The 24519-nt window shown below is 70.9% G+C and carries 23 protein-coding genes; 13 read left to right on the forward strand and 10 right to left on the reverse strand.

The features are described 5' to 3' along the window. Positions 1-171: 171 nt before the first annotated feature. The gene (locus H9651_RS14350) at positions 172-507 is read right to left on the reverse strand and encodes a hypothetical protein (RefSeq protein WP_191720016.1); all 336 of its coding nucleotides are present in this window, start codon (positions 505-507) and stop codon (positions 172-174) included. 1125 nt (positions 508-1632) lie between these two features. On the opposite strand from H9651_RS14350, the gene infA reads away from it, so the two are divergent. The 7 genes from infA (at position 1633) to H9651_RS14385 (ending at position 5949) form a co-directional block, all read left to right on the forward strand. Then, positions 1633-1854: a translation initiation factor IF-1 gene (gene infA, locus H9651_RS14355; protein WP_017201569.1), complete on the forward strand. Its 222-nt coding sequence runs from the start codon at positions 1633-1635 to the stop codon at positions 1852-1854. Positions 1855-1938: 84 nt separating this feature from the next. Beyond that, on the forward strand, positions 1939-2055 hold the full coding sequence (gene rpmJ, locus H9651_RS14360) for a 50S ribosomal protein L36 (protein WP_005050492.1): 117 nt from the start codon (positions 1939-1941) through the stop codon (positions 2053-2055). A gap of 149 nt (positions 2056-2204) precedes the next feature. Further along, positions 2205-2579 carry a 30S ribosomal protein S13 gene (rpsM, locus tag H9651_RS14365; protein WP_191720017.1) on the forward strand — a complete coding sequence of 125 codons (375 nt, stop codon included), beginning with the start codon at positions 2205-2207 and terminating at the stop codon, positions 2577-2579. A 40-nt stretch (positions 2580-2619) separates the two neighbouring features. Continuing rightward, entirely contained in the window at positions 2620-3018 is a 399-nt protein-coding gene (gene rpsK / locus H9651_RS14370) for a 30S ribosomal protein S11 (RefSeq protein WP_023954078.1), read from the forward strand. Positions 3019-3187: 169 nt separating this feature from the next. Beyond that, positions 3188-4177, forward strand: a complete 990-nt coding sequence (locus H9651_RS14375) for a DNA-directed RNA polymerase subunit alpha (protein ID WP_191720018.1) — start codon at positions 3188-3190, stop codon at positions 4175-4177. A 79-nt stretch (positions 4178-4256) separates the two neighbouring features. Then, the gene (rplQ, locus tag H9651_RS14380) at positions 4257-4826 is read left to right on the forward strand and encodes a 50S ribosomal protein L17 (protein WP_191720019.1); all 570 of its coding nucleotides are present in this window, start codon (positions 4257-4259) and stop codon (positions 4824-4826) included. A gap of 100 nt (positions 4827-4926) precedes the next feature. Beyond that, positions 4927-5949 (forward strand): GNAT family N-acetyltransferase, encoded by a 1023-nt coding sequence (locus tag H9651_RS14385; RefSeq protein ID WP_191720020.1) that lies wholly within the window; start codon positions 4927-4929, stop codon positions 5947-5949. 393 nt (positions 5950-6342) lie between these two features. On the opposite strand, the gene H9651_RS14390 is transcribed toward H9651_RS14385, so the two are convergent. Further along, the gene (locus H9651_RS14390) at positions 6343-8262 is read right to left on the reverse strand and encodes an acyltransferase family protein (protein WP_191720021.1); all 1920 of its coding nucleotides are present in this window, start codon (positions 8260-8262) and stop codon (positions 6343-6345) included. Positions 8263-8460: 198 nt separating this feature from the next. On the opposite strand from H9651_RS14390, the gene H9651_RS14395 reads away from it, so the two are divergent. The 6 genes from H9651_RS14395 (at position 8461) to H9651_RS14420 (ending at position 14283) form a co-directional block, all read left to right on the forward strand. After that, positions 8461-9303, forward strand: coding sequence for a universal stress protein (locus H9651_RS14395; RefSeq protein WP_191720022.1), 843 nt, complete (start codon positions 8461-8463; stop codon positions 9301-9303). A 49-nt stretch (positions 9304-9352) separates the two neighbouring features. Continuing rightward, entirely contained in the window at positions 9353-10255 is a 903-nt protein-coding gene (gene truA, locus H9651_RS14400; RefSeq protein WP_191720023.1) for a tRNA pseudouridine(38-40) synthase TruA, read from the forward strand. 79 nt (positions 10256-10334) lie between these two features. Then, positions 10335-11027 (forward strand): endonuclease/exonuclease/phosphatase family protein, encoded by a 693-nt coding sequence (locus H9651_RS14405; protein ID WP_191720024.1) that lies wholly within the window; start codon positions 10335-10337, stop codon positions 11025-11027. Positions 11028-11295: 268 nt separating this feature from the next. After that, positions 11296-11910 (forward strand): hypothetical protein, encoded by a 615-nt coding sequence (locus H9651_RS14410; RefSeq protein WP_225216839.1) that lies wholly within the window; start codon positions 11296-11298, stop codon positions 11908-11910. Between the two features lie 181 nt (positions 11911-12091). Continuing rightward, entirely contained in the window at positions 12092-12844 is a 753-nt protein-coding gene (locus H9651_RS14415; RefSeq protein ID WP_225216840.1) for a fructose 1,6-bisphosphatase, read from the forward strand. Continuing rightward, complete coding sequence (locus H9651_RS14420; RefSeq protein WP_191720025.1) at positions 12841-14283, forward strand: glycosyltransferase family 2 protein; 1443 nt, start codon at positions 12841-12843, stop codon at positions 14281-14283. Before H9651_RS14415 ends, H9651_RS14420 begins: the two co-directional genes overlap by 4 nt. A 13-nt stretch (positions 14284-14296) precedes the next feature. On the opposite strand, the gene H9651_RS14425 is transcribed toward H9651_RS14420, so the two are convergent. From H9651_RS14425 to H9651_RS14460, 8 genes are all read right to left on the reverse strand, one after another. Continuing rightward, positions 14297-15265, reverse strand: coding sequence for a response regulator transcription factor (locus tag H9651_RS14425; RefSeq protein WP_191720026.1), 969 nt, complete (start codon positions 15263-15265; stop codon positions 14297-14299). A gap of 59 nt (positions 15266-15324) precedes the next feature. Beyond that, positions 15325-16386 (reverse strand): glycoside hydrolase family 6 protein, encoded by a 1062-nt coding sequence (locus H9651_RS14430; protein WP_318244893.1) that lies wholly within the window; start codon positions 16384-16386, stop codon positions 15325-15327. Further along, entirely contained in the window at positions 16383-17531 is a 1149-nt protein-coding gene (locus H9651_RS14435) for a diguanylate cyclase domain-containing protein (protein ID WP_191720027.1), read from the reverse strand. The genes H9651_RS14430 and H9651_RS14435 overlap by 4 nt, the downstream gene beginning before the upstream one ends. After that, positions 17528-19180, reverse strand: coding sequence for a sensor histidine kinase (locus H9651_RS14440; RefSeq protein ID WP_191720028.1), 1653 nt, complete (start codon positions 19178-19180; stop codon positions 17528-17530). The genes H9651_RS14435 and H9651_RS14440 overlap by 4 nt, the downstream gene beginning before the upstream one ends. Positions 19181-19204: 24 nt before the next feature. After that, positions 19205-20008 (reverse strand): response regulator transcription factor, encoded by an 804-nt coding sequence (locus H9651_RS14445; RefSeq protein WP_191720029.1) that lies wholly within the window; start codon positions 20006-20008, stop codon positions 19205-19207. Positions 20009-20161: 153 nt separating this feature from the next. Then, positions 20162-21988: an amidase family protein gene (locus H9651_RS14450; protein WP_191720030.1), complete on the reverse strand. Its 1827-nt coding sequence runs from the start codon at positions 21986-21988 to the stop codon at positions 20162-20164. A gap of 92 nt (positions 21989-22080) precedes the next feature. Then, positions 22081-22839 carry a cohesin domain-containing protein gene (locus H9651_RS14455; RefSeq protein ID WP_191720031.1) on the reverse strand — a complete coding sequence of 253 codons (759 nt, stop codon included), beginning with the start codon at positions 22837-22839 and terminating at the stop codon, positions 22081-22083. A gap of 233 nt (positions 22840-23072) precedes the next feature. Then, the gene (locus H9651_RS14460) at positions 23073-24383 is read right to left on the reverse strand and encodes a UDP-glucose dehydrogenase family protein (RefSeq protein WP_191720032.1); all 1311 of its coding nucleotides are present in this window, start codon (positions 24381-24383) and stop codon (positions 23073-23075) included. Positions 24384-24519 lie beyond the last annotated feature (136 nt).

Here is a 24519-nt window from a genome sequence, read left to right on the forward strand (position 1 = left end):
CCCGCCGCGCGGCGCGCCCGCCGGGCGGGCGGCGCGCCCGCCGCGTGCCCCCGCCGGCGGCGCCGGGCGCCCGCGGCGCCGCGCGCCCGCGGCATCCGCCATTCCGCTGAGAAACCACTTCTCGGGCGAGACACCATGCACCGCGTGGTGTGTCACCCGAGAAGTGGTTTCTCACGTGCGGAGGGAGCGCGGGTGGTGCCGCAGCGTGGCCAGCAGCGCGTGCTGCGGCGGTCGCACCCGGGCGATGCCGGCGCGCGCCAGGCGCTCGTCGAGCGGGTCCACGCGCATCGTCGCGGCCCAATCCCAGCGGGTGAAGGCCCGCACCTGGCGGCGCAGGCGATCCTCGCGCTGCTTCTCGCTCACGACGCGAGCGACAGTGTCGGCCACGTCGGTGCCGGCGTACTTGCCGTAGCCGTCGGACTCGCCGATGGTGCGCGCGCGGCGCCAGAAGAAGTCCACCCGGTCGCTGTGGCCCTCGGCGGAGAACTCGACCTTCAGGGTCCTCATAGCCGAGCCAGCTCGCCACGGCGCGGCTCACGGTCTCGCCGACGGATTCCGAGCGAGGCTCGACCATCGGCAGCAGCAGCGCGATGCGCGCGCGCCCACGGCGGGTGCACTGCGCGTCGGCGACCCCGCGCAGGTCGGCTGCGGATGCCGCGTCGCCCCGACCGCGGGAAAGCACCGCGTCGGCGACAGCGAGCCCGAAGGCGGGCGGCAGCACCCGCATGAGGTCCACGGCGGTGGCCGCCGGGGTCGTGAGCAGCACACCGTCGCGGAGTTCGACCGGACGCGGGGAGGAGGTGGTGTGCACGCAGACGTCGCCGAACCGGCGTGACCGGGTGCGGGCCGGGTCGTACACGTGGATGTCGCGGGGTTCCCCGAATACCGGAAGCCCGAGCATGACCGCAGCGGCCTCGTACGCGAGGACCGCGTCGGGGTGGGCGCGGTGGAACGCGTGCACCCGCGCGCGATAGCGCTCCCAGGGTTCGAGGCGCCGCCACTGGTCGCGGGGCGCGTACATCCCGGCGCGCACCCGCACATAGTCGGCACCCGCGCGGACGCGGAAGCCCGCGGCATCGGCCTCGGCCTGAGCGGTGAGGAGTACGGGGGAGGGGGCGATGAGCGGCGCTGTCATGCGCCCAGGATGCGCGGTCGCGGCATCCGCCGTTCGCCGCCCGCCCCCGATCCGGACCAACCCGCCCCGCCCCGCGCCTGGGGAGGAACCCCCGGGACCCCGAATGCCCGCGCCCGCCCGCGGCCGGTCGGCTGCCCGTCCGCCGGCCGCCGTCCGCACGCCGCTCCACGCCGCCCTGCGCCCGCCCGACCGCGACAAACCACATTCCGGCAAGGAAACACCGCACCGCGTGGCGTCTCGGCCGAGAAGTGGTTTCTCGCGGGAAGGCGCGGCAAGGCGCGGGAAGGCGCGGGAACGCGCGGGAAGGCGCGGGAAGGCGCGGGAACGCGCGGCAAGGCGCGCGGGCGCAGGCGCGCGACGCGCCGACACGCCCGAGTTGCCGCACGGCCACCTACCACGTATGCTTGTTCTTTGGTGCGTTGCGCCTGTTTTGGCGTGTCGCCGCACTAATCCCATCCACCGCAGACCGACCGGTCCGCATGACTGTAAGCGAGCGTATGGCGAAGAAAGACGGTGTCATCGAGATCGAGGGCGTGATCTCCGAGGCTCTGCCCAACGCGATGTTCCGCGTTGAGCTCAGCAACGGACACAAGGTGCTCGCGACGATCTCGGGCAAGATGCGGCAGAACTACATCCGCATCATCCCCGAGGACCGCGTGGTCGTGGAGCTCAGCCCCTACGACCTCACGCGCGGCCGCATCGTCTACCGCTACCGCTAGACCACTCGCGCACGACCGGTCGAGAAGTAACACCCCAGGATGCCGGTGCATCCTGCCCGGTGAAGACAGCGAACAGGAAGAATCATGAAGGTCAACCCCTCCGTCAAGCCCATCTGCGATCACTGCAAGGTGATTCGCCGCCACGGGCGCGTGATGGTCATCTGCAAGTCCAACCCGCGCCACAAGCAGCGCCAGGGCTGATCGACGGGATGCCGCGGCATCCCATCCCGCAGACGTACAACTGAACAGATCACACGGCAGGATCAGAACCTCGCAAGAGGGGACACCTCGGGGCGGAGGCCCGGGCACCGATCCTGTTCCACACCTCCACTCACTCCTAGGAGAGTCGCATGGCACGTCTTGCCGGCGTCGACATCCCGCGCGATAAGCGCGTGATCATCGCCCTGACCTACATCTACGGCGTTGGCCGTACCCGTTCGAACGAGATCCTCGCCGCCACCGGCATCGACGGGAACATCCGCGTCAAGGACCTCACCGACGACCAGCTCGTCACGCTCCGCGATCACATCGAGGGCAACTACAAGGTGGAGGGTGACCTCCGCCGCGAGGTGGCCGCCGACATCCGCCGCAAGATCGAGATCGGCTCGTACGAGGGCGTGCGCCACCGCCGCGGCCTGCCGGTGCGCGGCCAGCGCACCAAGACCAACGCGCGTACCCGCAAGGGTCCCAAGCGCACGGTCGCCGGCAAGAAGAAGGCGCGCTAGGCCTCCGCCGGCGCCCCAGGATTTAGGGAGAACGCAGAACATGGCACAGGCCAAGAGCGCCGCGCGCAAGCCGCGCCGCAAGGAAAAGAAGAACATCGCACTGGGCCACGCCCACATCAAGTCGACGTTCAACAACACGATCGTCTCGATCACCGACCCGTCCGGCGCCGTCATCAGCTGGGCTTCGTCCGGTGGCGTGGGCTTCAAGGGCTCGCGCAAGTCGACCCCCTATGCCGCAGGCATGGCTGCGGAGTCGGCTGCGCGTCAGGCTCAGGAGCACGGCGTCAAGAAGGTCGACGTCTTCGTGAAGGGTCCGGGTTCGGGCCGTGAGACCGCGATCCGCTCGCTGACGGCCGCCGGCCTCGAGGTGGGGTCCATCCAGGACGTCACCCCGCAGGCGCACAACGGCTGCCGTCCGCCCAAGCGCCGCCGCGTTTGAGCTTCGTCAGGCTCACGAGACCGGGCCCCGCGATCACGCGCGGCCCGGTCTCGTGGACCGACGGGCGCACGATTTCCGGATTCCGCGATGCGCGGCATCCGTCGATACAACTCAACACCTCACACACCCACGTGTCATATAGCGGTCACGTGATCGAAAGGAACACATCGTGCTCATTGCACAGCGTCCCACTCTGACCGAGGAGAAGATCGGCGAGTTCCGCAGCCGGTTCATCATCGAGCCGCTGGAGCCCGGTTTCGGATACACGATCGGCAACGCGCTGCGCCGCAGCCTGCTGTCGTCGATCCCCGGAGCGGCCGTCACCAGCATCCGCATCGACGGCGTGCTGCACGAGTTCAGCACCATCCCCGGTGTCAAGGAGGATGTCACCGAGATCATCCTCAACATCAAGCAGCTCGTCGTCTCGAGCGAGCGCGATGAGCCCATCACGGCATACCTGCGCAAGACGGGCGCCGGCGAGGTCACGGCGGCCGACATCTCGGCTCCGGCCGGTGTCGAGGTGCACAACCCCGAGCTGGTCATCGCGACCCTCAACGACACCGCCAAGTTCGAGCTGGAGCTGACGATCGAGCGTGGCCGCGGCTACGTCTCGGCGACCCAGAACCGCAACGAGTACGCCGAGGCCGGGGTCGTCCCCATCGACTCGATCTACTCGCCGGTGCTCAAGGTCAGCTACCGCGTCGACGCGACGCGTGCCGGTGAGCGCACCGACTTCGACAAGCTCGTGCTCGATGTCGAGACCAAGGCCTCGATGCTCCCGCGCGACGCCGTCGCTTCGGCCGGCCGCACCCTCACCGAGCTGTTCGGTCTCGCCCGCGAGCTGAACGTCGAGGCCGAGGGCATCGAGATCGGCCCCGCGCCGGTCGAGACCGTGCTGTCGAACGAACTGTCGATGCCCATCGAGGACCTCGACCTGTCGGTGCGTTCGTACAACTGCCTCAAGCGCGAGGGCATCAACACCGTTTCGGAGCTCGTCGCGCTGTCGGAGACGCAGCTGATGAACATCCGCAACTTCGGTCAGAAGTCGGTCGACGAGGTGCGCGACAAGCTCGTCTCCCTCGGCCTGTCGCTGAAGGACTCGGTCCCCGGGTTCGACGGTGCGCACTTCTACGGCGGATACGACGACGAGAGCATCTGATTCACCGGATGCCGCGACCACGGCGTAACGCCCGGTCGCGGCATCCGCACCGTTCTTCTTTTCAACTGGAGTTATAGACATGCCCAAGCCCACCAAGGGTCCCCGCCTCGGAGGCGGCCCCGCCCACGAGCGCCTGCTTCTCGCGAACCTCGCGGCCGCCCTGTTCACGCACGGCTCGATCACGACCACCGTGACCAAGGCCAAGCGCGTGCGTCCGCTGGCCGAGCGCCTCATCACCTTCGCCAAGCGCGGCGACCTGCACGCACGCCGTCGCGTGCTGTCGGTCATCGGTGACAAGACGGTCGTCCACACCCTCTTCACCGAGATCGCTCCCCAGGTCGCTGAGCGTGAGGGCGGCTACACCCGCATCACGAAGATCGGCAACCGCAAGGGCGACAACGCTCCCATGGCCGTCATCGAGCTCGTCCTCGAGCCCGTGAACCCGAAGCCGAAGTCGGCGAAGAAGTCGGCTGCCGCCGCTCCCGCTGCCGCTTCCGCTGAGGAGCCCGCCGCCGAGGCCGAGGCCCCGGAGACCCCCGCCGCCGACGAGGCCGCCGACGCCGGCGCCGAGTCGCCGGAAGAGGGCGCCGCCGCTGAGGCTGCTGCGGAGGACGCCGCCGAGGCGCCCGCCGACGCCAAGTCGGAGTAATCGCTTCGTCGAGTCCGCTCGACATGCACATCGAGGCCCGCACCCGGTTCGCCGGGGGCGGGCCTCGCTGCGTCGCCGGGTGCGCACGTAGGGTGGATCGGTGAGCCAACTGACCCTCGCCGAACGTATCGGCCCGACGCCCGAGCCCGCCCTTCCGCACCACCCGGATGCCGTGACCTGGCGTCCCGCGACGGCGCACGACATCGACGCGATCCACTGCGTGATCGTCGCCGCCGACCTCGTCGATCACCCGTCGTGGACGACGCCGCGTCAGGATGTCGCGGACACCTTCGAGCTGTCCCACATCGACCACTCGCGTGACACCGTGCTGGGCTTCGCGCACGACGGCACCCCCGTCGCGGTCGGCAGCTCGTTCGTGCACCCCTCGCAGGAGGTGCGCATCCAGATCGACCTGCAGGGCGGTGTGCATCCGCAGTGGCGCCGCCGCGGCATCGGCACGGCGCTGCTGGAGTGGCAGCACGCCCGCGCACTGCAGCAGCTCGCGGCGTCGGGGTCGACGCTGCCGGGGGAGGTGCGGCTGCACGCCGGCGAGTACGAGCACGATGCCGTGACCATCGCCGGGCGCCGCGGATTCCACGTGGACCGCTGGTTCGCGTCGATGGAGCGTGACCTGTCGGCGCCCGTCGCCGAGCGTGCAACCCCGGAGGGGATCGCGCTGGTGCCGTACACCGCCGACCGTGCGCTCGATGCCCTCGCGGCGCGCAACGACGCGTTCCGCGACCATTGGGGGAGCCTGCCGACCACGCCGGAACGGTGGGAGAAGTTCGTCGGTGGGCCGTTCCTGCGCCCGGACCTGTCGACCCTTGCGCTCGACGGCGACCGGATCGTGGCGTTCTGCCTCGCCTCGGTGAACGAAGACGACTGGGCCACGCTCGGCGCCTCCCACGCCTACATCGACCTCATCGGCGTCGTGCGTTCGCACCGCGGCCGCGGGCTCGCCCCGCTCGTGGCATCGCGGTCGCTGCGCGCGATGGCGGACGCGGGACTCGAGCGGGCGGTGCTGGACGTCGACACCGAGAGCCCGACCGGAGCGAACTCGCTGTACGAGCGGCTCGGGTTCGTCGTGACCGAGCGCGAGCGCGCGCTCGTGCGTCGCTACTGACGCACCGGCATCCGTCGCGCGCGGCTGCGCCCTGCGCGCCGGTGCGCCCTGCGCGCCGGTGAGAAACCACTTTCCGGGTCGGAAACACCGCACCGCGTGGTGTTTCGCCCGAGAAGTGGTTTCTCGGCGGATGGGGGTGGATGCCGGGACCGGGCGCCGTGCGCGGTGCGTCGTGCGCCGTGCGCCGTGCGGGCGTCCGTCGCGGGCGGGGGCGGACCGGCATCCGTTGCGCGCGGCTGCGCCCTGTGAGCCTGTGGGTCTGCGACCCGTGCGCCTGCGCCTGCGCCTGCGAGAAACCACTTTCCGGGTGGGAAACACCGCACCGCGTGGTGTTTCGCCCGAGAAGTGGTTTCTCGGCGGATGGGGGTGGACGCGGCCGCGGGCGCGGCGCGGCTACTCGGGGGACATGTACTGGCGGGGGCCGGGGGCGTGCTCGCGCTTGGCGACTCGCTCTCGGTACGCGTCGTGGCCGGCGTTCAGGTGATCGATGGTCTGGGCGACCGCATCGGCGTAGACCTGCGCGGCGGTCGGCCCGGGGTGCACGCCGTCGCCGGCGAGCAGATCGGTGCGCCCGGCGATCGCGCCGCTCCAGTCGGCGACGGCGACGTTTCCGCGGCCTCGGGCGAAGTCGCGCAGATCGCTGTTGACGTCGTCGATCCACTCCCGCGGCGCGTGGGCGTCGACGAGCACCAGTTGCCGATCCGATCCGACGATCCTGGTGATCTCCCGCAGCGCCGCCCGCGAGACCGCTCCGTTGGTGCCGAGGCCTACGACCACGACGGGGCGCAGCGCGTCGTGAGCGGCGAGATCGCGCAGGATGTCCGGCGCCGACCACATCGATCGCGACACGGCGGCGTCGATCGCGATGCCCGGGTAGCGCGCGAGCAGCGCCGGCGCGGATGCCAGCATGACCGAGTCGCCCACGGCGGTGATCTGGTCGCCCGTGATGGAAGGCGGTGCGTCGTCGGTCCCCTCGGCCGCATCGGCCGCGGCCCCATCCGCCGCCCCGGGACCCTCGCCCGCCCCGGCCTCACCCGCCTCCTCCAGCGCCTTGCGCCCCGCCTCGACCGCGGCCGCGGCGGTCGTCTCGTCGGGTGCCGATGCCACGGCAGCCGTCGTGCCACCGAGTGCCAGTGCGCCCACCAGCACGGCAGCCGCCGCACCGAACCGGCGCTGCGGCGAGCCAGACACCCCTCCGCGCAGCGCCCGCAGCGATCCCACGAGGCCGTGGCGGCGGATGGGCATCTCCACCCAGCGGTACGACGCGGCGGCGGCGGCGAGTGAGATCGCGAGGGCGAGCGCACCGATCCACAGCGGCGTCGCGGCATCCGGTGCGCCGCCCGTCGCCGCGTGCGTGAGCAGCACGACGACCGGCCAATGCCAGAGGTAGATGCCGTACGAGCGCACGCCCACCCAGCGCAGCGGCGCGGCGTCGAGCGCGCGCCCGAACCACGAGTGGGGGACGATGCCGCAGGCGATCGCGATCACGGTGAGCACGGATGCCACCACGAGCACGCCCGGATAGGTCGCAGCGCCCGCCAGCGGCGGCAGGAACGCCGATCCCACCATGCCCGCCACCGCCACCACACCGGCGACTCCCGTGACGGCAGGCGACGCCCTACGGGTGAGCCACGACGGCATCGCCCGCTGCGCGGCGAAGGCGAGCGCGACGCCCAGCAGCAGGCCGAACGCGTGGGTGTCGGTGCCGAAGTACACCCGCGTGGCATCCCCGCCGCCCAGGGTGAGCGCAACGGCCCAGACGATGGATGCCGCGGCGAGCACGAGGGCGGCAGTCACCCGCACCACGCGGCGCCGCGCCCGCAGGAACAGGGACAGCACGAGGGGCCACAGCAGGTAGAACTGCTCCTCCACCGCGAGCGACCAGAGGTTGCGGAACAGCTCCGGCGCGGTCGTGGCGAAGTAGTCGCCGCCCGTGGCGATCGACACCCAGTTGTACGAGAACGTCGCCGCTCCCGCGATCTGTCCGCCGATCCCCACCAGCAGATCGGCTCCCACGAGCCAGGCGGCGGTGGCGCACACCGTGACCACCAGCGCGAGCGCCGGGAGCAGGCGCCGTGCGCGCCGGCGCCAGAAGTCGGTGAGGCGGATGCGGCCGGTGGCGGTGTGCTCGCGCAGCAGCAGGCTCGTGATGAGGAAGCCCGAGATCACGAAGAAGACGTCGACGCCCAGGAACCCGCTCGTGAGCCCCCACGCGGGGAACAGGTGGTAGACCACCACGAGGGTCACCGCGATCGCGCGCAGGCCATCGAGGCCCGCGAAGTGCGGGGCGCGCGAAGTCGTCGGTGCGTTCACTACAGCTCGCAGAAGTCAGGCGGAGGATGCCGCGGGCAGCGCGTCGCGCCTGCCCGGGAAAGATCTCTCCAGTCTACGTCGGGGGTCCCGCACGACCCCGCAAACGGGCGGCGTCGCGGCAGAACCCGCCGCCGCCCTGCCCAGCGCCGGCCTTCGGTCATAGGCTGAGAGAAGCAGGTGGATCCGACGGAGGATGACATGAGTGACACGATCGTTGTCGGTGTGACCGAGGCGTCGGTGACCAAGCGGGCGATCGACTGGGCGGTGCGCCGTGCGGTCCACCGACGCCAGCAGATCGAGCTGGTGAGCGTCGTGGGCGGGGCGATCGGCGCCGTCGGCGAGGGCTCGGTCATGGAGACCGTGCTGGATGCGACCCGGCGCATGCTCGACGAGGAGGCCGCCCGCATCTCCGACGCCGGCGTGCGCGTCACGACGCGCGTCGCGGCGGGCAATCCCGTGAACGTGCTGAACGAGGCCTCCGCGCAGGCCGCGCTGCTGGTCATCGGCAGCGACTACCGCGGTCCCGGTGCGGGGCCGGCACGCGGGGCACACGGCATCCGCATCGTCGCCGGCGCCAAATGCCCGGTCGTCGTCGTTCCCGACATCGACATCCACGACCGCACCGGCGTCGTCGTCGGCGTCGACGGGTCGCCCGTGTCGGAGGGGGCCATCGCCTTCGCCGCCGCGGAGGCCGACCGCCTCGGCGAGCCCCTCATCGCGGTCTCGGTGTGGACGCCGGTCAGCGCTCCCCGCAACTCCGCGATGGTCTACCCCGAGCTGTACCTGTCGAACATGCAGCGCACCGCCGAGGAGAACCTCGCCCTGTCGCTGGGGGGTCTGCGCGCGCAGTACCCCGACCTCGTGATCGACGCGCGCGCGGTGAAGGGCTACCCCTCCGCCGTGATCAACACGCTCGCCGCCGACGCCAAGCTCGCCGTCATCGGCACGCACGGGCGCAACGCCGTCACGCGGTTCCTGCTCGGCTCGATCAGCCACGAGGTGCTGCAGCGGCTCGCGACCGTCACGGTCGTCTCGCGCTGACGCCGCGCCTACACCCCGATCCCCACGGCCGGCTGAGTAGGCTTGCGGGGTGCGCATCCGCCTCGACATCGCCTACGACGGCACGCATTTTCGCGGCTGGGCCCGCCAGCCCGGCCTGCGCACGGTGCAGGGCACGATCGAGGATGCCGTGACGCGCATCCTGGGCGGCTCGCCCCGACTCGTGGTGGCCGGCCGCACCGATGCCGGCGTGCACGCGAGCGGCCAGGTCGCCCACCTCGACCTCGACGACGAGCAGGTCGCGCGGCTGCGCGCCCGTCGCGCTCGCCGCCGCGACCGCGAGGCGGGGGGAGACGGCGCGCAGGCCGCAGACGCCGCCGGCGCGGGTGACGCCGTCGACGCGGTCGCGGCCCTGGCCGGGCGCGTCGCGGGGGTGCTGGGCCAGTACCCCGACGTCGTCGTGCGACGCACGAGCATCGCCCCCGAGGGCTTCGACGCCCGCTTCTCGGCCACCAGCCGCCGTTACGAGTACCGCATCGCCGACACCGAGACCGGGTACGACCCGCTCGAGCGACACCGCACCACGACGGTGCGCGCGAGCCTCGACGTCGCGGCGATGGATGCCGCCGCCCGCTCGCTCGTGGGTCTGCACGACTTCGCGGCGTACTGCAAGCCCCGCGACGAGGCCACGACCATCCGCACGCTGCTGCAGTTCGACTGGCGCCGCGACGCGCAGGGCACCGTCGTCGCGCACGTGCGCGCCGACGCGTTCTGCCACAGCATGGTGCGGGCGCTCGTGGGGGCCTGCGTCGCCGTGGGGGAGGGGCGGCTGCACCCCCGCGACGTGGTCGAGCTGCGCGACGAGGGGGTGCGCACGAGCGAGTTCAAGGTGCTCGCCGCGCGCGGTCTCACCCTCACCGAGGTGGGCTACCCCGCCGACGACCTGCTCGCCGCCCGCGCCGTGCAGACCCGCAATCGCCGCGACGCCGAGTAGCCGCGGCGCATATCCTCCCAGCGGGCACACGCGCAACCTCCACCCGCGCACCAGGGTGCGGGCATACGCTGAGGGCACCATGAGGGTGATCTCGTACAACCTCCGCAAACACCGGGCCGCCGGCGAGCTGACCGACCTCGTCGAACGACACGGCGCCGACGTGCTCTGTCTGCAAGAAGCCGTCACCGCCGGCCTGCCCGATCAGATCGGCGGCCTGCAGCTGGCCGATGCCACGCATCGCAACCGGCTGGGCCTGGCGGTCTACTACCGGGCCAACACCTTCCGTGCGATCGAGGCGCGGTCGATGTCGCTGAAGAAGTCGCTGCACGACCGGGTGCTCAAACCCGCAGAGGAGCGCATGCTGGGCGTGCGGCTGCGCGACATCGACAACAACCGCGAAGTGATCGTGGCCTCGTTCCACGCGGCCCCGCTCACGGCGCTCAATTCCCTCCGTCGCCACCAGATCAAGGCCGCGCTCACCGAGCTCGCCGACCTCGGCGAAGGACTGCCGATTCTGATGGTCGGCGACTACAACTATCCGGTGTTCAAAGAGAGCCTCGGCCAGAAGGTGCGCGCCCAGGGGTACGAGCTGACGCTGAGCGATGCGCGCACGTACACGCGCTACAAGTTCTTCCGCGGCCACTACGACTTCGCCACCTCGGTGGGATTCGACATCGAGCGGGTCAAGACGCTGCCGCAGGGGCTCAGCGATCACCTGCCGATCCTCGTGACGGCGGAGCCGTCGATGATGCGCGCGAAGGGTGCGGCGTAGCCCTCGAACGTCTCGTGGCGCGCGGACCCGGATCGGGATGCTGCAGCCGGCCGGACCCCCCAGCTCACGGCCGGCTGACAGCTACCCCCCTGTGTGGCAATCCCCCAATCGCCACTCCGTCATTGAAACCGGCACCTCCCGGGGCTTGCGCGTCTTGCGCCAAACCTGAGCCATTACTGCGGATACCGATTTCCCAATCGCACCGCGCCGACGGGTCGCCTGAGGGTGGGCACCTAGACTGGCGAGAGGCCGCAACAGGAGGAATGACATGCGTCGAGACCGCATTCGTGCGATGGCGGTGACGGCTTCGGCCGCGCTCGCACTCGTCGCGCTCACCGGCTGCGGCCCGGCGCCCTGGACCGAAGCTCAAGATGAGCCAAAGGCCACCAGTGCGGCACCGGTGGCGCCGCCGGTCTCGAACGACCTCTCCGGCGGCAGCACCCAGCGCGAGCTGACGGCCGGCGCCGTCGCCGCGACGGTCGACTACTGGTCGGACCTGTCGATGGATCGCTGGACCGCGGAGGCACTCAAACCCGTGAGCATGTCGATGGTCACCACGGTGACCCCCGACGACGGCCAGAAGGTGTACCTGCAGAAGGCCACCATGATCGCCGTGCCCGGCAACGCGGCCGAGATGTTCGATGCCCTCGAGACCCAGGCCGATGCCGCGACGGTGAACCCCGGGTACCTGGTGCTGAGCCCCTACAGCTACTCGCAGACGTTCACGGTGGGTGCGGTCCCGGCCGAAGCCACCTTCGTCGAGGTGCAGCTGCGCTACGACTTCCTCGTGCAGACGACGCCGACCTCCACCGAGTTCGCCAAGCAGACCGCCACCGACGTGCTGACGGTGGCCATCGCGGCGTCCCCCGCAGCCGACGACTGAGGCCACCGCAACCCGTCACCGCAAGAAACCCCCAAGGAACCGCCAAGGCCCCCGGAATCGGCCGGTTCCGGGGGGTGTCGCGGTCATAGACTTCACACGTCGCCATCACAGATGAGCCCATCGGCCGAGGCGGCATCCCGTTCGCGCGTTCGTGCGCCTCCTCGCGAAACCCGGTACCGCCATGTCTGTTTCCCGTTCGTCCCGTCGCGCCCGCCTGCTGGCGGGGGCCGCGATCATCGCTGCTGCGGCGCTGCCGCTGACCGGCTGCGCGCAGCTCGTCGACACGTTCAACGGTGCCTCCGCGGGCGCTGCCGATCGCGTGCCCGAGCCGGCGCAGTCGACGGCCGCACCGGGCCTGGAGTTCGACTCGCAGTTCACCTATGACGGATCGGTCGCGCTCTCGTCCGAAGTGGCCGACGGTCTCGAGGTGCGCCTGGATGTCTGGGCCGCCGATCCCAAGCGCACCCACGAGTGGATGCCGATGGGGGAGAAGACCTTCGGCTTCGCCGTCAACGTGCACGACAGCCGGGTCGACGAGAAGGCGGTGCTCACCCAGAAGCGCCGCGTGTACATCTCCCAGATCGCGATCACGTCGCAGACCGCGCAGACCGGCGGTCAGGTCTCCACGCCCTTCCAGTTCGCCGCCGACCCGCGCACGCTCGTGCCGACCGACACCCTGCGGTCCGACCGGGGGCTGCTGCTGAACAGCTTCCAGGGCGGTCTGCACGTGCCCGAGACGACGATCCACCAGCTGCCGCCCGACACCTTCGGCGTGACGCTGCAGTTCCAGCTGACGATCTGGGTCGAGGGCACCGCCAACGACGACACGTCGTTCGGGCAGCAGACCGTGTACCACCAGCTCCCGATCGCGATCTTCCCGCAGGCCGAGGCCACCGACACCGCCGACACCACCACCGAGGAGCAGGCGCCGTGACCTCGCCGCTGTCGCACGACTCGGCATCCGCCGATCTCGTCCCCGTACACGGGTTCGCCGACGACTTCGCCTCGGTGCTCGAGGACTCCACGGGGCACCGCTCGACCATCGGCTGCGTCATCCCCGCGTACAACGAGGAAGAGTCGATCGGCGCCGTCATCCAGGGGCTGCTCGATCAGACCCGGGTGCCCGACGTCATCCACGTGGTCGTCAACAACACCTCGGATGCCACCGTCAAGATCGCCTCGGAGTACGCCGGTCCGCACGAGATCATCACTGATCTCGGCGAGCAGTTCACCGAGGTGTTCGTGCACGACATCGGTAAGAACCCCGACAAGAAGGTCGGCGCGCTCAACTACGGCTATGCGCTCGTGGAGGGCTACGACTACCTGCTGGGCGTCGACGGCGACACCATCGCCGACCCGCGTGCGGTGGAGTACCTCGAGATCGAGGCGGTGTCGGACTCGCGCATCGGCGGCATCTCGGCGATCTACTCGATCGACGACCGACCCATCAAGGGTCTCGTCGGCAAGTTCCTCATCGCCGGTCAGCGCACGCAGTTCGCCGCATTCAACCTGCAGAACCTGCTGCGCGGGCGCAACATGGCCGTGCTCGGCGGCCAGTTCTCCATCTTCTCCACCACGGCGCTGCGCGAGGTGATGAAGGAGAACCGGCAGTCGACCCCGTGGGTCAAAGACAGCGAGGTCGAGGACTCACTGCTGTCGCTGCAGATCAAGAGCGCCGGCTACCTCACCAAGATCAGCCCCTACGCGCGCGCCGACGTCGGCGGCATGACGACCCTGCGCGGCTACGACGCGCAGCAGGTCAAGTGGACGTACGGCTCGATCGAGCTGATGTGGCCGGGCCAGCGCGGCGACACCAAGGGCCAGCCGTTCCACCCCAACCTGCGCCTGCGCTGGTGGGAGAACTTCGGCATGCTCACGAACCTCTTCGTGCGCGTGGCGTTCCTCACGCTGCTCGCGGGGTCGCTGTCGATCGGCGCGTTCGTCTTCTCGCCGCTGTGGCTCATCCCGCCCGTGGTGGCGGTGCTGCTGAACCTGCGCATCGCCGCGACGATGAAGAACCGCAACAGCCGCGACCTGCTGTTCGCCGGACTCATGCTGCCGGCGGAGATCTTCATGTGGGTGCGCATCAGCCACTTCCTGCGCTCGTGGACCCGGTTCCTCTCGCGCAAGAAGGTCGACAACTGGGCGATGCAGGCCAAGGCCGAGCGCGGCGGCGGATCGGCGCACTGGCTGCCGCTCGTGCTGCTGGTCGTGGTGATCGTGGCGATGAGCATCATCTGGATGATGCTCGGCCCCCTGGTGCAGTCGACGATCCTCTGGATCGGCTGGCCGGTCGTGGGCGTCGTGACGGTGCTGCAGACCCTCACGATGGTGTTCAAGCTGCTGCGCCGCCACCAGGGCTACAAGGTCTGACCCGGCCGTCTGCCTAGGCTGCGACCTCGGACGTCATGCGATAGCCGACCCCGCGCACCGTCTCGATGTAGCGGGGGTTGGCGGGGTTGTCGCCGAGCTTGCGGCGCAGGTTCGTCATGTGCGCCTCGATCGCCCGCTTGTCGGCTTCGCCGACGAAGTAGCTCGTCACGTACGACTCGCCGCGCAGCACGAGGGTCAGGTCGGCCTTGCTGCGCACCCGCCGCTTGGATTCCATGAGGGTGGACAGCAGGTCGAACTCGGTGCGGGTGAGGTCGAGTTCCACGCCCGCGATCACCGCGATGCGGCTCTCGGGGTCGAGCTCGAGGTCCCGGTGGCTCAGCGCGGCCGGCCCGAGCGTGACGTGCGGCTGCAGCTGAGCACCGGCCTGCGGCGACAGCACGATCGTGGTCGATCCGGCGTCCGAGGGGAAGGTCGGCGGCACCGGAGCCGAGATGTACTCCACCGGAGGCTGCGGCGCCTGCGGCGGCGGGGCCTGGTCGGCGGGGCGCGTCACCGGAATGGCGGAGGTCGCCGGGCGCGCGCCGGGGAACGACGGGCCCACCTGGTCTTGGCGGGGCGTACCCGGGGTGGTGGATGCCAGGCGCGGGCGCCGCAGCAGCGCCTCGATGCGCGCGCGCAGTTCGCGGGGCCGGAACGGCTTGTTGATGTACTCGTCGGCGCCCGAGCCGAAGCCCAGCACGACATCCGCCTCTTCTTCGAGGCCGGTGAGCATGATGATGTACGTGTCGCTCTTGGCCCGGATGCGGCGCGCGGCCTCGAAGCCGTCGATGCCGGGCATGGTGACGTCGAGGGTCGTGATGAGGGGCTGGTACGACAGCACCGCCTGCACCCCGTCGATGCCGTTGCCGACCGAGACCGTCGAGAATCCCATGGCCTCCAGAACCTCGGCCAGAAGGTGGCGGATGTCGGGATCGTCCTCGACGATCACCGCCGTCTTCGGCGGGCTGATGGAGTCAGTCATGTGGATGCAAACCTCGGGGACGCGGTGATGGTCCTCAGACTACACACGAGCGGCGCGGCTCAGCGCACGTCGCGGGTCAGCTCGATCGCGGCATCCGGCCACCAGGCGCCGGCGGCGGGACCGCCGTTGCATGATCCGTCGCTTTCGCCGGGAGGTTTGATCCACAGGTTGGTGTCGACCACCTCGTCACCGAAGGTGCCGCCGGGCTCGCCGACGAGGCGATTTCGGGCGTTGCACCACACGCCGCCGCTGCCGGCGCCGCTGCGCGAGGTGTCGATGAGGGCGTGGCCGCCGCCGAGCGCCGCGGCCACGGCGTGGGCGTAGTCGAACTCCGCCGCCGCGTGGTTGTAGTTCGACACGTTGGTGGCGAAGCCGCGCACGCGATCGAGCAGTCCGGTCTGGGCGATGATGCCGGCCATCGTGCCGGGTTCGTGCCATGTCGAGTGGCCGCCGTCGAGGTAGATCCACGCGTCCGACCCCGACAGCGCCTCGACGGCGGTGGTGAGCTGGCGGGTGCGGTCCGGCAGGTTGCCGCACTCGGGGGCAAGGGCCAGGCTGTCGGGCTCGAGCACGACGATGCGCTGCAGGTCGCGGGCGTTGGCGAGCGCTTCGCCGATCTCGCCCGTCCAGGTGGCGTAGTCGGCTTCGTCGAGTCCACCCGACGAGAAGTTGCCGCAATCGCGCCCGGGCAGGCCGTACACGACGACCGCGAGCGCCGCGTCCTGATCGCGCGCCTGTTCGGCGAGGTGGGCGATGCGGCCCCACACGTCGCCGATCGGGTCGCGCTCGGGGGTGAGCCAGTAGGCGGTCGGCTGGTCGGCGAGGTAGGCGGCGGCGGCGCGGGCCTCGGCGGAGGCCGCGGCATCGGCGGCTGCCCGCGCCGCGGTCGAATCGTTGGCCGCGACGATGGTCGTCTCGACGCCGGGGGGCTGCAGCATCAGCGCCTGCACGCCGCGGGTGATGAGGGTGGCGACGGTGATGAGGGCGGCGAGCACGACGACGCCGGCGATCGCGAGCAGGGCGATGACCAGGCGCCGGGGGAGCGGGCGCCGAGGCCGACTGGCGCGGTGCGTCGACGCGCGGCGGGTGGGCACACGGGAGCCCTTGCCGGCCCGGGTCACGGCGTGGCCGAGTCGATGGTGGTCATCACGCGCTCCCAGCGGTCGCCGCCGCTGCGGCGCGCCTGCATGGCGGCGGCGTGGGCGGCATGCAGCAGCTCGTCGAGGTCGTAGCCGACGGTGTCGACGCTGGCCCACCCGATGCTGGCCGACACCCGCGCGGCGAGGGGCTGCGTCGGATCGGGGGTGGCGACCTGGTCGAGCAGGCGTGAGAGCAGGGGACGCACGGCGCCTTCGGGGCGGGGCAGCAGCACCACGACGGTGTCGTCACCCTGCCGCTCGAGGTCGGCGTCGGGAGGCAGCACGGCGCTGACGTCACGGGCGAATCGGTCGGCGATGCGGGCGAACTCGCCGGCGCTGAACGCCTCGCGAAGGTCGACCGGGTCGTCGAGGCGGATCTCGAGCACGCACCACCATCGGTCGCCGGCGGCCTGCGCGCGGCGCAGCCGGTCTTCGGCGACGGCTCTGAAGGGGGTCTGCGCCACCGGGGTGCTCGACGCCGGGGTGTCGGCGCGGGTCAGCAGCAGCAGGCTGATGACGGCGGCGGTGCCGTACACGATGGATGCCATCGAGTTGAGGTCGCGCAGCAGCTCCAGCCCGTCGGCGGGGCCGCCCACGGGCGGGTGCACGACCTGGATGACGCCGTCGACGACGGCGATGGCACCGAAGATGATGAAGCCCGCCGAAGCCACGGCCAGCGGCAGCGTCTCGTGACGCCAGCGCGGCCCGAGGCGCACCAGTTCGGTCAGCGTCAGGGCGGCGAACACCGCCGCCGCCACGAAGACGGCGCGGAAGACGAGGGGGAACGCCGGCGTGCCCGCGGTCGCCGACATGGCGACGGCGCACACGAGCGTGAAGACGACGGCGATGAGCTCGGAGGTAGCCTGCACGCCGCGGCGCACGCGCAGGCCGGCCCAGATGAACACGGTGGATCCCACCATGACCGCCGCGCATGCGGCGCGCAGGGTCACCGACCCCTGCGCATCGGCGGCGACCCACCCGTACGACGTGATCATGGCGAGGCTGAAGGCGAAGGCCCAGAGGGCGCTCGCGCGGCTGGGACGGTGGAAGAACCCGAGCCCGACGATGACGGCGGTGTTGACGGTGGACAGGGCGACCAGCACCACGCCGATGCTCGAGTTGATCATTCGGTTCCTTCTGAGCCGTGCGCGGCGAGGTGCACGACCACGGTCGTGCCGCGGCCGAGGGCGCTGGTCAGTGCCAGACGGCCGCCGTGCTGCTGCACGATCTCGCGGGTGATGACCATGCCCAGGCCTGTGCCGGGCACCCCGCTGTCGCGCGCGGTCTCTGCGCGGAAGTAGGGCTCGAACACGCGATCGACGTCGGTGGCCGAAATGCCGATGCCGGTGTCGGAGACGGCGAAGCGGATCTGCCCGTCGACGCGCCGCGCATCCACTCTGATGTGGCCGCCGCGCGGGGTGTACTTCACGGCGTTGCCGATGATGTTGTCGACCGCCTGCCGCAGGCGGAACGCGTCTCCGGCGACGAGCAGATCGCCGTCGATGGCCGCTTCGACCGTGAGCTGCGCCGTCTGCGCCGCGGGGCGGAAGGCGTCGACCGATGCCGCGGCGATGCGCTGCAGGTCGACGATGTGCGCCGGCGGTGCGGTGGGCTTGTTGGTCTCGAGCACCGACGCGATGAGTCGCTGCATGCGCTGGCCGGCGTTCTCGACGACCTCGAGCCGCTCGATGGCATCGGCCGGCAGGTCGTCACGGTCCAGCAGCAGGTCGACGTGCCCGACGATCGCCGTGAGGGGGTTGCGCAGTTCGTGCGAGACGACGCTGGTGAGCGTCTTCTTCTCTTCCTGCGCCTTGACGGCCGCCGTCGTGTCGCGCACCGTCAGCAGGGTCACCTCGGGCTCGTCGGGGGTGGAGCCCACTGCGCTGGTCGACACGTCCAGCGCACGCCACTGCCCCGACGTGTCGAACAGCCAGATGCGGTGGTCGGTGAAGATCTCGCCGCGGGCCGCCCGGGCCACCATCGTCTCGTGCGGGGGCAGAGGCTCACCTCGGTACCCGTCGTACTCCACGGCGGCCGCGGGGTGCGCGTGTGAGACGTCGTCGATCGAGTAGAGGCGCCGGTAGGCGTCGTTCGCGGCTCGGATCACGCCGCGTCGGTCGACGCGCGCGAGGCCGGTGTCGACGGAGTTGAACAGTGCGAGGGCCCGCTTCTCCTGCGTCTCGACGCGGCGCAGGGTCAGCTCGAGCTGGGCGAACTGGCGTTCGAGCAGACGACTGAACGCGCGCGTGCGCCGGGAGCCGGTGGTGATGGTCACGCCGATGAACACCAGCGCCAGCAGCACCACCATGAGGTGCACCGCGCGCGCGGGGGTGACCGAGGTGAGCAGCACGTCGACCGTGAGGATGACGGCGATCTCGCTGAGCGCGGCGACCAGCCACGGCAGCGTGTAGTAGGTGGAGATCCACGCGATGGGAAAGATCCACAGGATCGAGAGCTGGCCGTCGCTGCCCCACGCCAGAAGCCCGATCGCGGCGATGTCGACGGCGGGCACCAGCGCGACCGTGGCGTGACCTACGCGATGCCACGGCACGGCGAGGGTGAGCCCGCTCACCACCACGATCAGCACGACGCCGGCGGTGAACACGGGCTGGGCGAACGCCTGCGGGGTGAGCAGCACGATGACCACGGTGATGGCGGCGACCGCGACGCCCAGCACCAGCTGCCACTGCCAGATCGACCGGGTGCGGGGGTCGTTCCACCGGCTGGGCGCCGTATGGTCGCGCGGCGGCGCATCGGGGATCGGGGGCTCCGCCATGGGGCCAGTGTATCGATCCCGCGACTACGGCTCGGCGTCTTCGGGTACCGCGTCGGCGTGCGCCGCGACCGAGCGGTAGCCGGCTCCGCGCACCGTCTCGATGAACCGTGGTTGCGCGGGGCTGTCGCCGAGCTTGCGGCGCAGGTTGGTCATGTGCGCCTCGATCGCGCGCTCGTCGGCATCGCTCACCTTCGCCGGGTCGAGGTAGGTCTCGTCGTGCAGGGTCAGCACCAGGTCGGCTTTGCTGCGCACGCGGCGTCCCGACTCGAGAAGAGTGGCGAGCAGGTCGAACTCGGTGCGGGTGAGGGTGACCTCGGCGGCGTCGACCGAGACGGTGCGGGTGTCGCGGTCGAGCAGCAGGCCGTCGAACCGCTCGGGCGGCGCCCCGGGCCGGTCGAGCGATGCCGTGCGCTCGCCGTGTCGGGTGCCGGTGCCGTCGCCGTCGGTGGCGCGCGGGCGGCGCAGCAGCGCGAGAAACCGCGCGCGCAGCTCGCGCACACGAAAGGGCTTGACCACGACGTCGTCGGCACCCACTCCGAAGCTGAGCACCGCGTCGGCCTCATCGGTGAGGGCAGTGATCACCACCACATACGTGTCGTTGCCGGTCGCTCGGATGCGACGGGTCACTTCGAACCCGTCGATGCCGGGCATGTTGACATCGACGGTGGTGACGACGGGCCGGTACGCGAGCACCGCCGCGACCCCATCGGTGCCGTTGTCGACCGCGGTCACCGCGAACCCGGCGCTGGTGAGCACCTCGGCCAGCAGCCCCCGCACGTCGTCGTCGTCGTCGATCACGACGGCTCGCGGTGAATCGATGTGCGCCATATGCCCCCCTAGCGATGGCGGGAACGAACGTCGCTGTCCGTTCTCGATGCGTTTGATTGTGCCAGATGGGCCGATCCGCGTCAGGGGCAAGGTGCGCGGCGTGGAATGTGGGGCCGGGTCCGGCGCCGGACGTGCCGCCGGACCCGGCGGGCGTCAGCTCAGCGGCGGGTACAGTGCCGGGGCCGTGCGGTGGTGCGTGGCCTGCTCGAAGGCGTACGCGAGACCCAGCAGCGTGCCCTCGGCGAAGTCGCGACCGAGCAGCTCGATGTTGACGTTCGCCCCGGGGATCGCCTCGGTGGCCGAAGCCTGGCCCATCGGCACGGTGACCGACGGCATCCCCGTGTTCGGGCTGAGTCGCAGGTTGGTGCTGTGCGTGCCGTACGGGCGGCCCGACGGGTAGATGAGGGCGTCGAGGTCCTGTGCGTCGAGCATCGCCGTGACGAGCGCCTTGCCGCCGGCAAGCACCGTGGTGTGCGAACCGGTGGGTCCGGCCCACGCCTCGTAGTCCTCGGCGGTCACGGCATTGCGCTGCTCGAACGTGCGCGTGCGAGCGGCCACGTAGTTGCCACCCTCGAGGATCGCGTCGATGCTGCGCGCCGAGACGGCGGGCGACAGGTGCGTGGCGATGTACTCGTCGAGATCGTGCTTGAACTCGGCGGTGCTGCCGCTGCCCTCGTTGAGCACGGTAGTGAACTCGGGCGAACCCGACACCTCGACGACGGTCGCGCCGAGCGCTTCGAGCGTGGCCTTCGTCTCGGTCCACAGCCGTGCGGTGGTGGCTTCGGTGGGGATCATCGACGCCACGTAGCCGATGCGGGCACCGTCCAGCGCCCCGGCGTCGAGGTACGAGGTGTACGACGCGGGAACGAGCCCTTGCTGCCGGGCGGTCACGGCATCGGCCGCGTCGATGCCGACGACGGCGTCCAGCGCCACCGCGGCGTCGAGTACGGTGCGGGTCATGGGGCCGCCGGTGTCTTGGCTGAGCGCCAGCGGCACGATGCCGTAACGGCTTGCGAGCCCGACGGTCGGGCGCACCCCGACGAGCTGGTTGTAAGAGGACGGCACGCGGATCGACCCCCCGGTGTCGGTGCCGAAGCCGATGCCCGCCAGGTTCGCGGCAATGGCCGCGCCCGTGCCGCCGCTGGATCCGCCCGCAGTGCGGTCGGTGAAGTAGGGGCTTGCCACGAGCGTGGAGGTGCCAGGCTCCTGGAACGACGAGAACTCCGAGGCGAAGCCGTAGGCGAATTCGTCCAGGCTCGCCTTGGCGAGGATCACGGCCCCCGCGTCGCGCAGGCCCTTCACCATGAAGGCGTCGGTGGCGGTCTGGTTGTCGTCCCAGCATCCGCAGCCACCGGTGGTGACCATGTCGACGGTGTTGTAGTTGTCCTTCACCGCGATGGGCACGCCCAGCAGCATGCTCGTCATCCCCTCGGCGGCGCGTTCGGCGTCGGCGGCCGCGGCAGCCTCGAGGGCCGCGGAGCCGACGGTGATGATCGAGTTGAGCGGGCGGCCGCCGGGGGCAGTGTCGACGAGCGCGTCGTCGTAGTGGGCGATGCGGTCGATGTAGCCCTGGGTGATCTCGACCGAGGTGGTGACCCCGGCGTTCATGGCCGCCTGCATGTCGAGCACCGAGGCCTCGACGAGCTGGAACGGTCCGTCGTCGTAGATCATCCGCTGCGAGAGGGCGGCGAGGTCGGCGACGGTGATGGTGCCGTCGGCGTTGGTGTCGATGACCGCGACGTCTGCCCAGTCGGCGCTGGCGCTCGTCGCGCCGAGGGCGGATGCCGCGGCCTCGAGGTCGGCGGTGGTCACCTGGTCGTCCCCGGTGAGGTCGAGCTCGGTGAAGTACGGCGCCAGCAGCGGGGCGAGGGTGTCGGCGGGCGCGGCGGATGCCGGCACGCTGACGGCCGTGGCGGCGGCGGTCCCCAGCACGGCGGCTGCGGCGACCGCCCCGCGGGCGCGAGTGCGGGTGGTGTTCATGGTTCCCTTCCGTTGGTGGACCCCCCGGTCGTTGCTTCCCCGGTCGTTGAGCGACGGCGCACCGCGCCCGAGACGAAACACGCTTCCCCCGGTCACGCCCGCACCTCCCCACGGCGACGCCGCACCAGCAGCACCACGCCGAGGGCCAGCAGGCCGACGCCGGCCGCGCCCATGATGACCCACATCGCGACGTCGCCACCGGTCGAGGCGAGCGAGCCTGCGGGGGCACCGACGGGTGCGGATGCCTCGCCCTCACCGTCCGCCCCGTCACCGTCGGACGGAGTGCCGGCGCCTGGAGCACCCGGCGCGGGCGTGGGTGTGGGGGTGGGCGCCGCCGGTGCGGCGATCTCGACCGTGGCGGTCACGGGCTCGGCGAGTGACTCCGAGGCGCTCGCCGAGTCGATAAAGGTGGCGGCGTCAAGGGTGATGGTCGCGGCGCCCGAGGCGACCGCGGTGAACGAGAACGTCACGAGATCCTGCGCGCCGGCGAGTCCGGGGGAGGTGCCGAGCCGCGTGTTCGTGAACGTGACGGTGTCGGCAGTCTCGGTCACGGCGCCGTACCCGCCGGAGGGGTAGGTCTCCGTCGCGTCGGCGTAGGTCAGTAGCGCGGGGTCGTACGCGACGGTGAGGTCGTACGCGTACAGATCGGCACCGGCGTCGCCGGCGATCGTCACGGTGACGGTGTCGCCCGCCGTGACGGCGCCCGGCGCGGTGACCGTCACGCCGGTCGCCGCGTGGGCCGCGGGGGCGAGCGCGAGCGAGCCGCCGAAGACGGCGAGGCCGGCGGTCAGCAGCGCCAGCGCTCGGGAGCGGGCGCGACGTGGCCGCGCGGGGAGGGTGGTTTCAGGCATGCGAAAGCAGGTCCTTCCTCGGTGGAGGACTGCCGACGCACGCACCGGGCGCTTGTCGCGCCGGCGCGTCCCTAGGGGGTTGTCAGGACTCTTTCAGTGCCAGATTTCGCGGTCGTTTCGGACTGTTTCCCGCCGGTTATCCGCGGTCGTTGAGCGAGCGTAGCGAGACGAAACGCCGTCCCTACGGGCGTCCCACGGTCGTTGAGCGGGCGAAGCGAGACGAAACGCCGTCCTTACGGGCGACCCATCCCGTAGTACTGCCAGCCGGCGGCGCGCCAGGCGGCCGCGTCGAGGCAGTTGCGGCCGTCGACGATGACGCGTCCGGTGACCAGGGATGCCGCGTGTTCGGGGGTGAGCTGGCGGCGGTATTCGTCCCATTCGGTGACGACGATCACCCCATCCGCACCGCGGAGGGCTTCGTCGCGGTCGGCGACGTAGTTCAGCTGCGGGTGGCGGGCGCGGGCGTTGTCGATGGCCTGGGGGTCGGTGATGGTGACCCAGGCGCCCAGGCCGTGCAGGCGCACGGCGACGTCGAGGGCGGGGGAGTCGCGGATGTCGTCGGAGTGGGGTTTGAACGCCGCGCCCAGGACGGTGACGTTCTTCTTGAACACCGACCCGCCGAGGGCTTGGACGACGAGGTCGACGGCACGGTCGCGGCGGCGCATGTTGATCGCGTCCATTTCGCGCAGGAACGCCACGGATTCGCCGCGGCCGAGTTCTTCGGCGCGCGCGGCGAACGCGCGGATGTCCTTGGGCAGGCAGCCGCCGCCGAACCCGATACCGGCACCGAGGAACCGGCGGCCGATGCGCACGTCGTGGCCGATCGCGTCGGCGAGGGTGGTGACGTCGGCGCCGGTGACTTCGGCGATCTCGGCCATCGCGTTGATGAAGCTGATCTTCGTGGCCAGGAACGCGTTCGCGGCGACTTTGACCAGTTCGGCGGTGGCGTAGTCGGTGACGATGAACGGGGTGCCCTTGGTCACCGACGGGTGGTACACCTCCCGCAGCAGGTCGGCGGCGCGCTCGCCCTCGGGGCCGGCGGGGACGCCGGCGACGAGCCGGTCGGGGTCGATGGTGTCCTTGACGGCGAACCCTTCGCGCAGGAACTCCGGGTTCCACACCAGCGTCGCACCCGTCGGCGTGACGCGCTCGGCCAGGTCGGCTGCGGTGCCCACGGGCACGGTGGACTTTCCGGCGACGATGTCACCGGCGGCGAGGTAGGGGATCAGCCCGTCGACGGCGGCGTTCACATAGGTGAGGTCGGCGGCGTAGCCGTCCTTCTGCTGCGGGGTGCCGACACCGACGAAGTGCACCACTGCGCCGCGGGCCTCGGCCATGTCGGTGGTGAACCGCAGCCGCCCGGATGCGATGCCCTCGGTGAGCAGCTCCTGCAGCTCGGGCTCGAAGAACGGCGCCTCACCGGCGGACAGCGACGCGATCTTGCGGGCATCGACATCGATCCCGACGACCTCGTGGCCGATGGATGCCATCGCCGCCGCGTGCACCGCGCCGAGGTAACCGCAACCGATGACGGACAGACGCATGGATTCCTCGATTGATGAGGTAGTCGAACGGGTGAGTGAACCCAGCATGTCCTGAGGCGGGGTCTGCCGCACAGGTAGGTGACATCTGAGTTGGGTTGCCCGGGAGGGTGCCCTGGAAGGATGTCATTGTGCCCAA

Source organism: Microbacterium pullorum, assembly GCF_014836535.1.
Taxonomy (GTDB): Bacteria; Actinomycetota; Actinomycetes; order Actinomycetales; family Microbacteriaceae; genus Microbacterium; species Microbacterium pullorum.

Bases quoted from the DNA above. Each gene is read 5' to 3' on its own strand.
- H9651_RS14350 (WP_191720016.1), bottom strand. From the start codon at position 507: ATGAGGACCCTGAAGGTCGAGTTCTCCGCCGAGGGCCACAGCGACCGG.
- infA (WP_017201569.1), top strand. From the start codon at position 1,633: ATGGCGAAGAAAGACGGTGTCATCGAGATCGAGGGCGTGATCTCCGAG.
- rpmJ (WP_005050492.1), top strand. From the start codon at position 1,939: ATGAAGGTCAACCCCTCCGTCAAGCCCATCTGCGATCACTGCAAGGTG.
- rpsM (WP_191720017.1), top strand. From the start codon at position 2,205: ATGGCACGTCTTGCCGGCGTCGACATCCCGCGCGATAAGCGCGTGATC.
- rpsK (WP_023954078.1), top strand. From the start codon at position 2,620: ATGGCACAGGCCAAGAGCGCCGCGCGCAAGCCGCGCCGCAAGGAAAAG.
- rplQ (WP_191720019.1), top strand. From the start codon at position 4,257: ATGCCCAAGCCCACCAAGGGTCCCCGCCTCGGAGGCGGCCCCGCCCAC.
- H9651_RS14395 (WP_191720022.1), top strand. From the start codon at position 8,461: ATGAGTGACACGATCGTTGTCGGTGTGACCGAGGCGTCGGTGACCAAG.
- H9651_RS14405 (WP_191720024.1), top strand. From the start codon at position 10,335: ATGAGGGTGATCTCGTACAACCTCCGCAAACACCGGGCCGCCGGCGAG.
- H9651_RS14410 (WP_225216839.1), top strand. From the start codon at position 11,296: ATGCGTCGAGACCGCATTCGTGCGATGGCGGTGACGGCTTCGGCCGCG.
- H9651_RS14415 (WP_225216840.1), top strand. From the start codon at position 12,092: ATGTCTGTTTCCCGTTCGTCCCGTCGCGCCCGCCTGCTGGCGGGGGCC.
- H9651_RS14425 (WP_191720026.1), bottom strand. From the start codon at position 15,265: ATGACTGACTCCATCAGCCCGCCGAAGACGGCGGTGATCGTCGAGGAC.
- H9651_RS14435 (WP_191720027.1), bottom strand. From the start codon at position 17,531: ATGATCAACTCGAGCATCGGCGTGGTGCTGGTCGCCCTGTCCACCGTC.
- H9651_RS14440 (WP_191720028.1), bottom strand. From the start codon at position 19,180: ATGGCGGAGCCCCCGATCCCCGATGCGCCGCCGCGCGACCATACGGCG.
- H9651_RS14445 (WP_191720029.1), bottom strand. From the start codon at position 20,008: ATGGCGCACATCGATTCACCGCGAGCCGTCGTGATCGACGACGACGAC.
- H9651_RS14450 (WP_191720030.1), bottom strand. From the start codon at position 21,988: ATGAACACCACCCGCACTCGCGCCCGCGGGGCGGTCGCCGCAGCCGCC.
- H9651_RS14455 (WP_191720031.1), bottom strand. From the start codon at position 22,839: ATGCCTGAAACCACCCTCCCCGCGCGGCCACGTCGCGCCCGCTCCCGA.
- H9651_RS14460 (WP_191720032.1), bottom strand. From the start codon at position 24,383: ATGCGTCTGTCCGTCATCGGTTGCGGTTACCTCGGCGCGGTGCACGCG.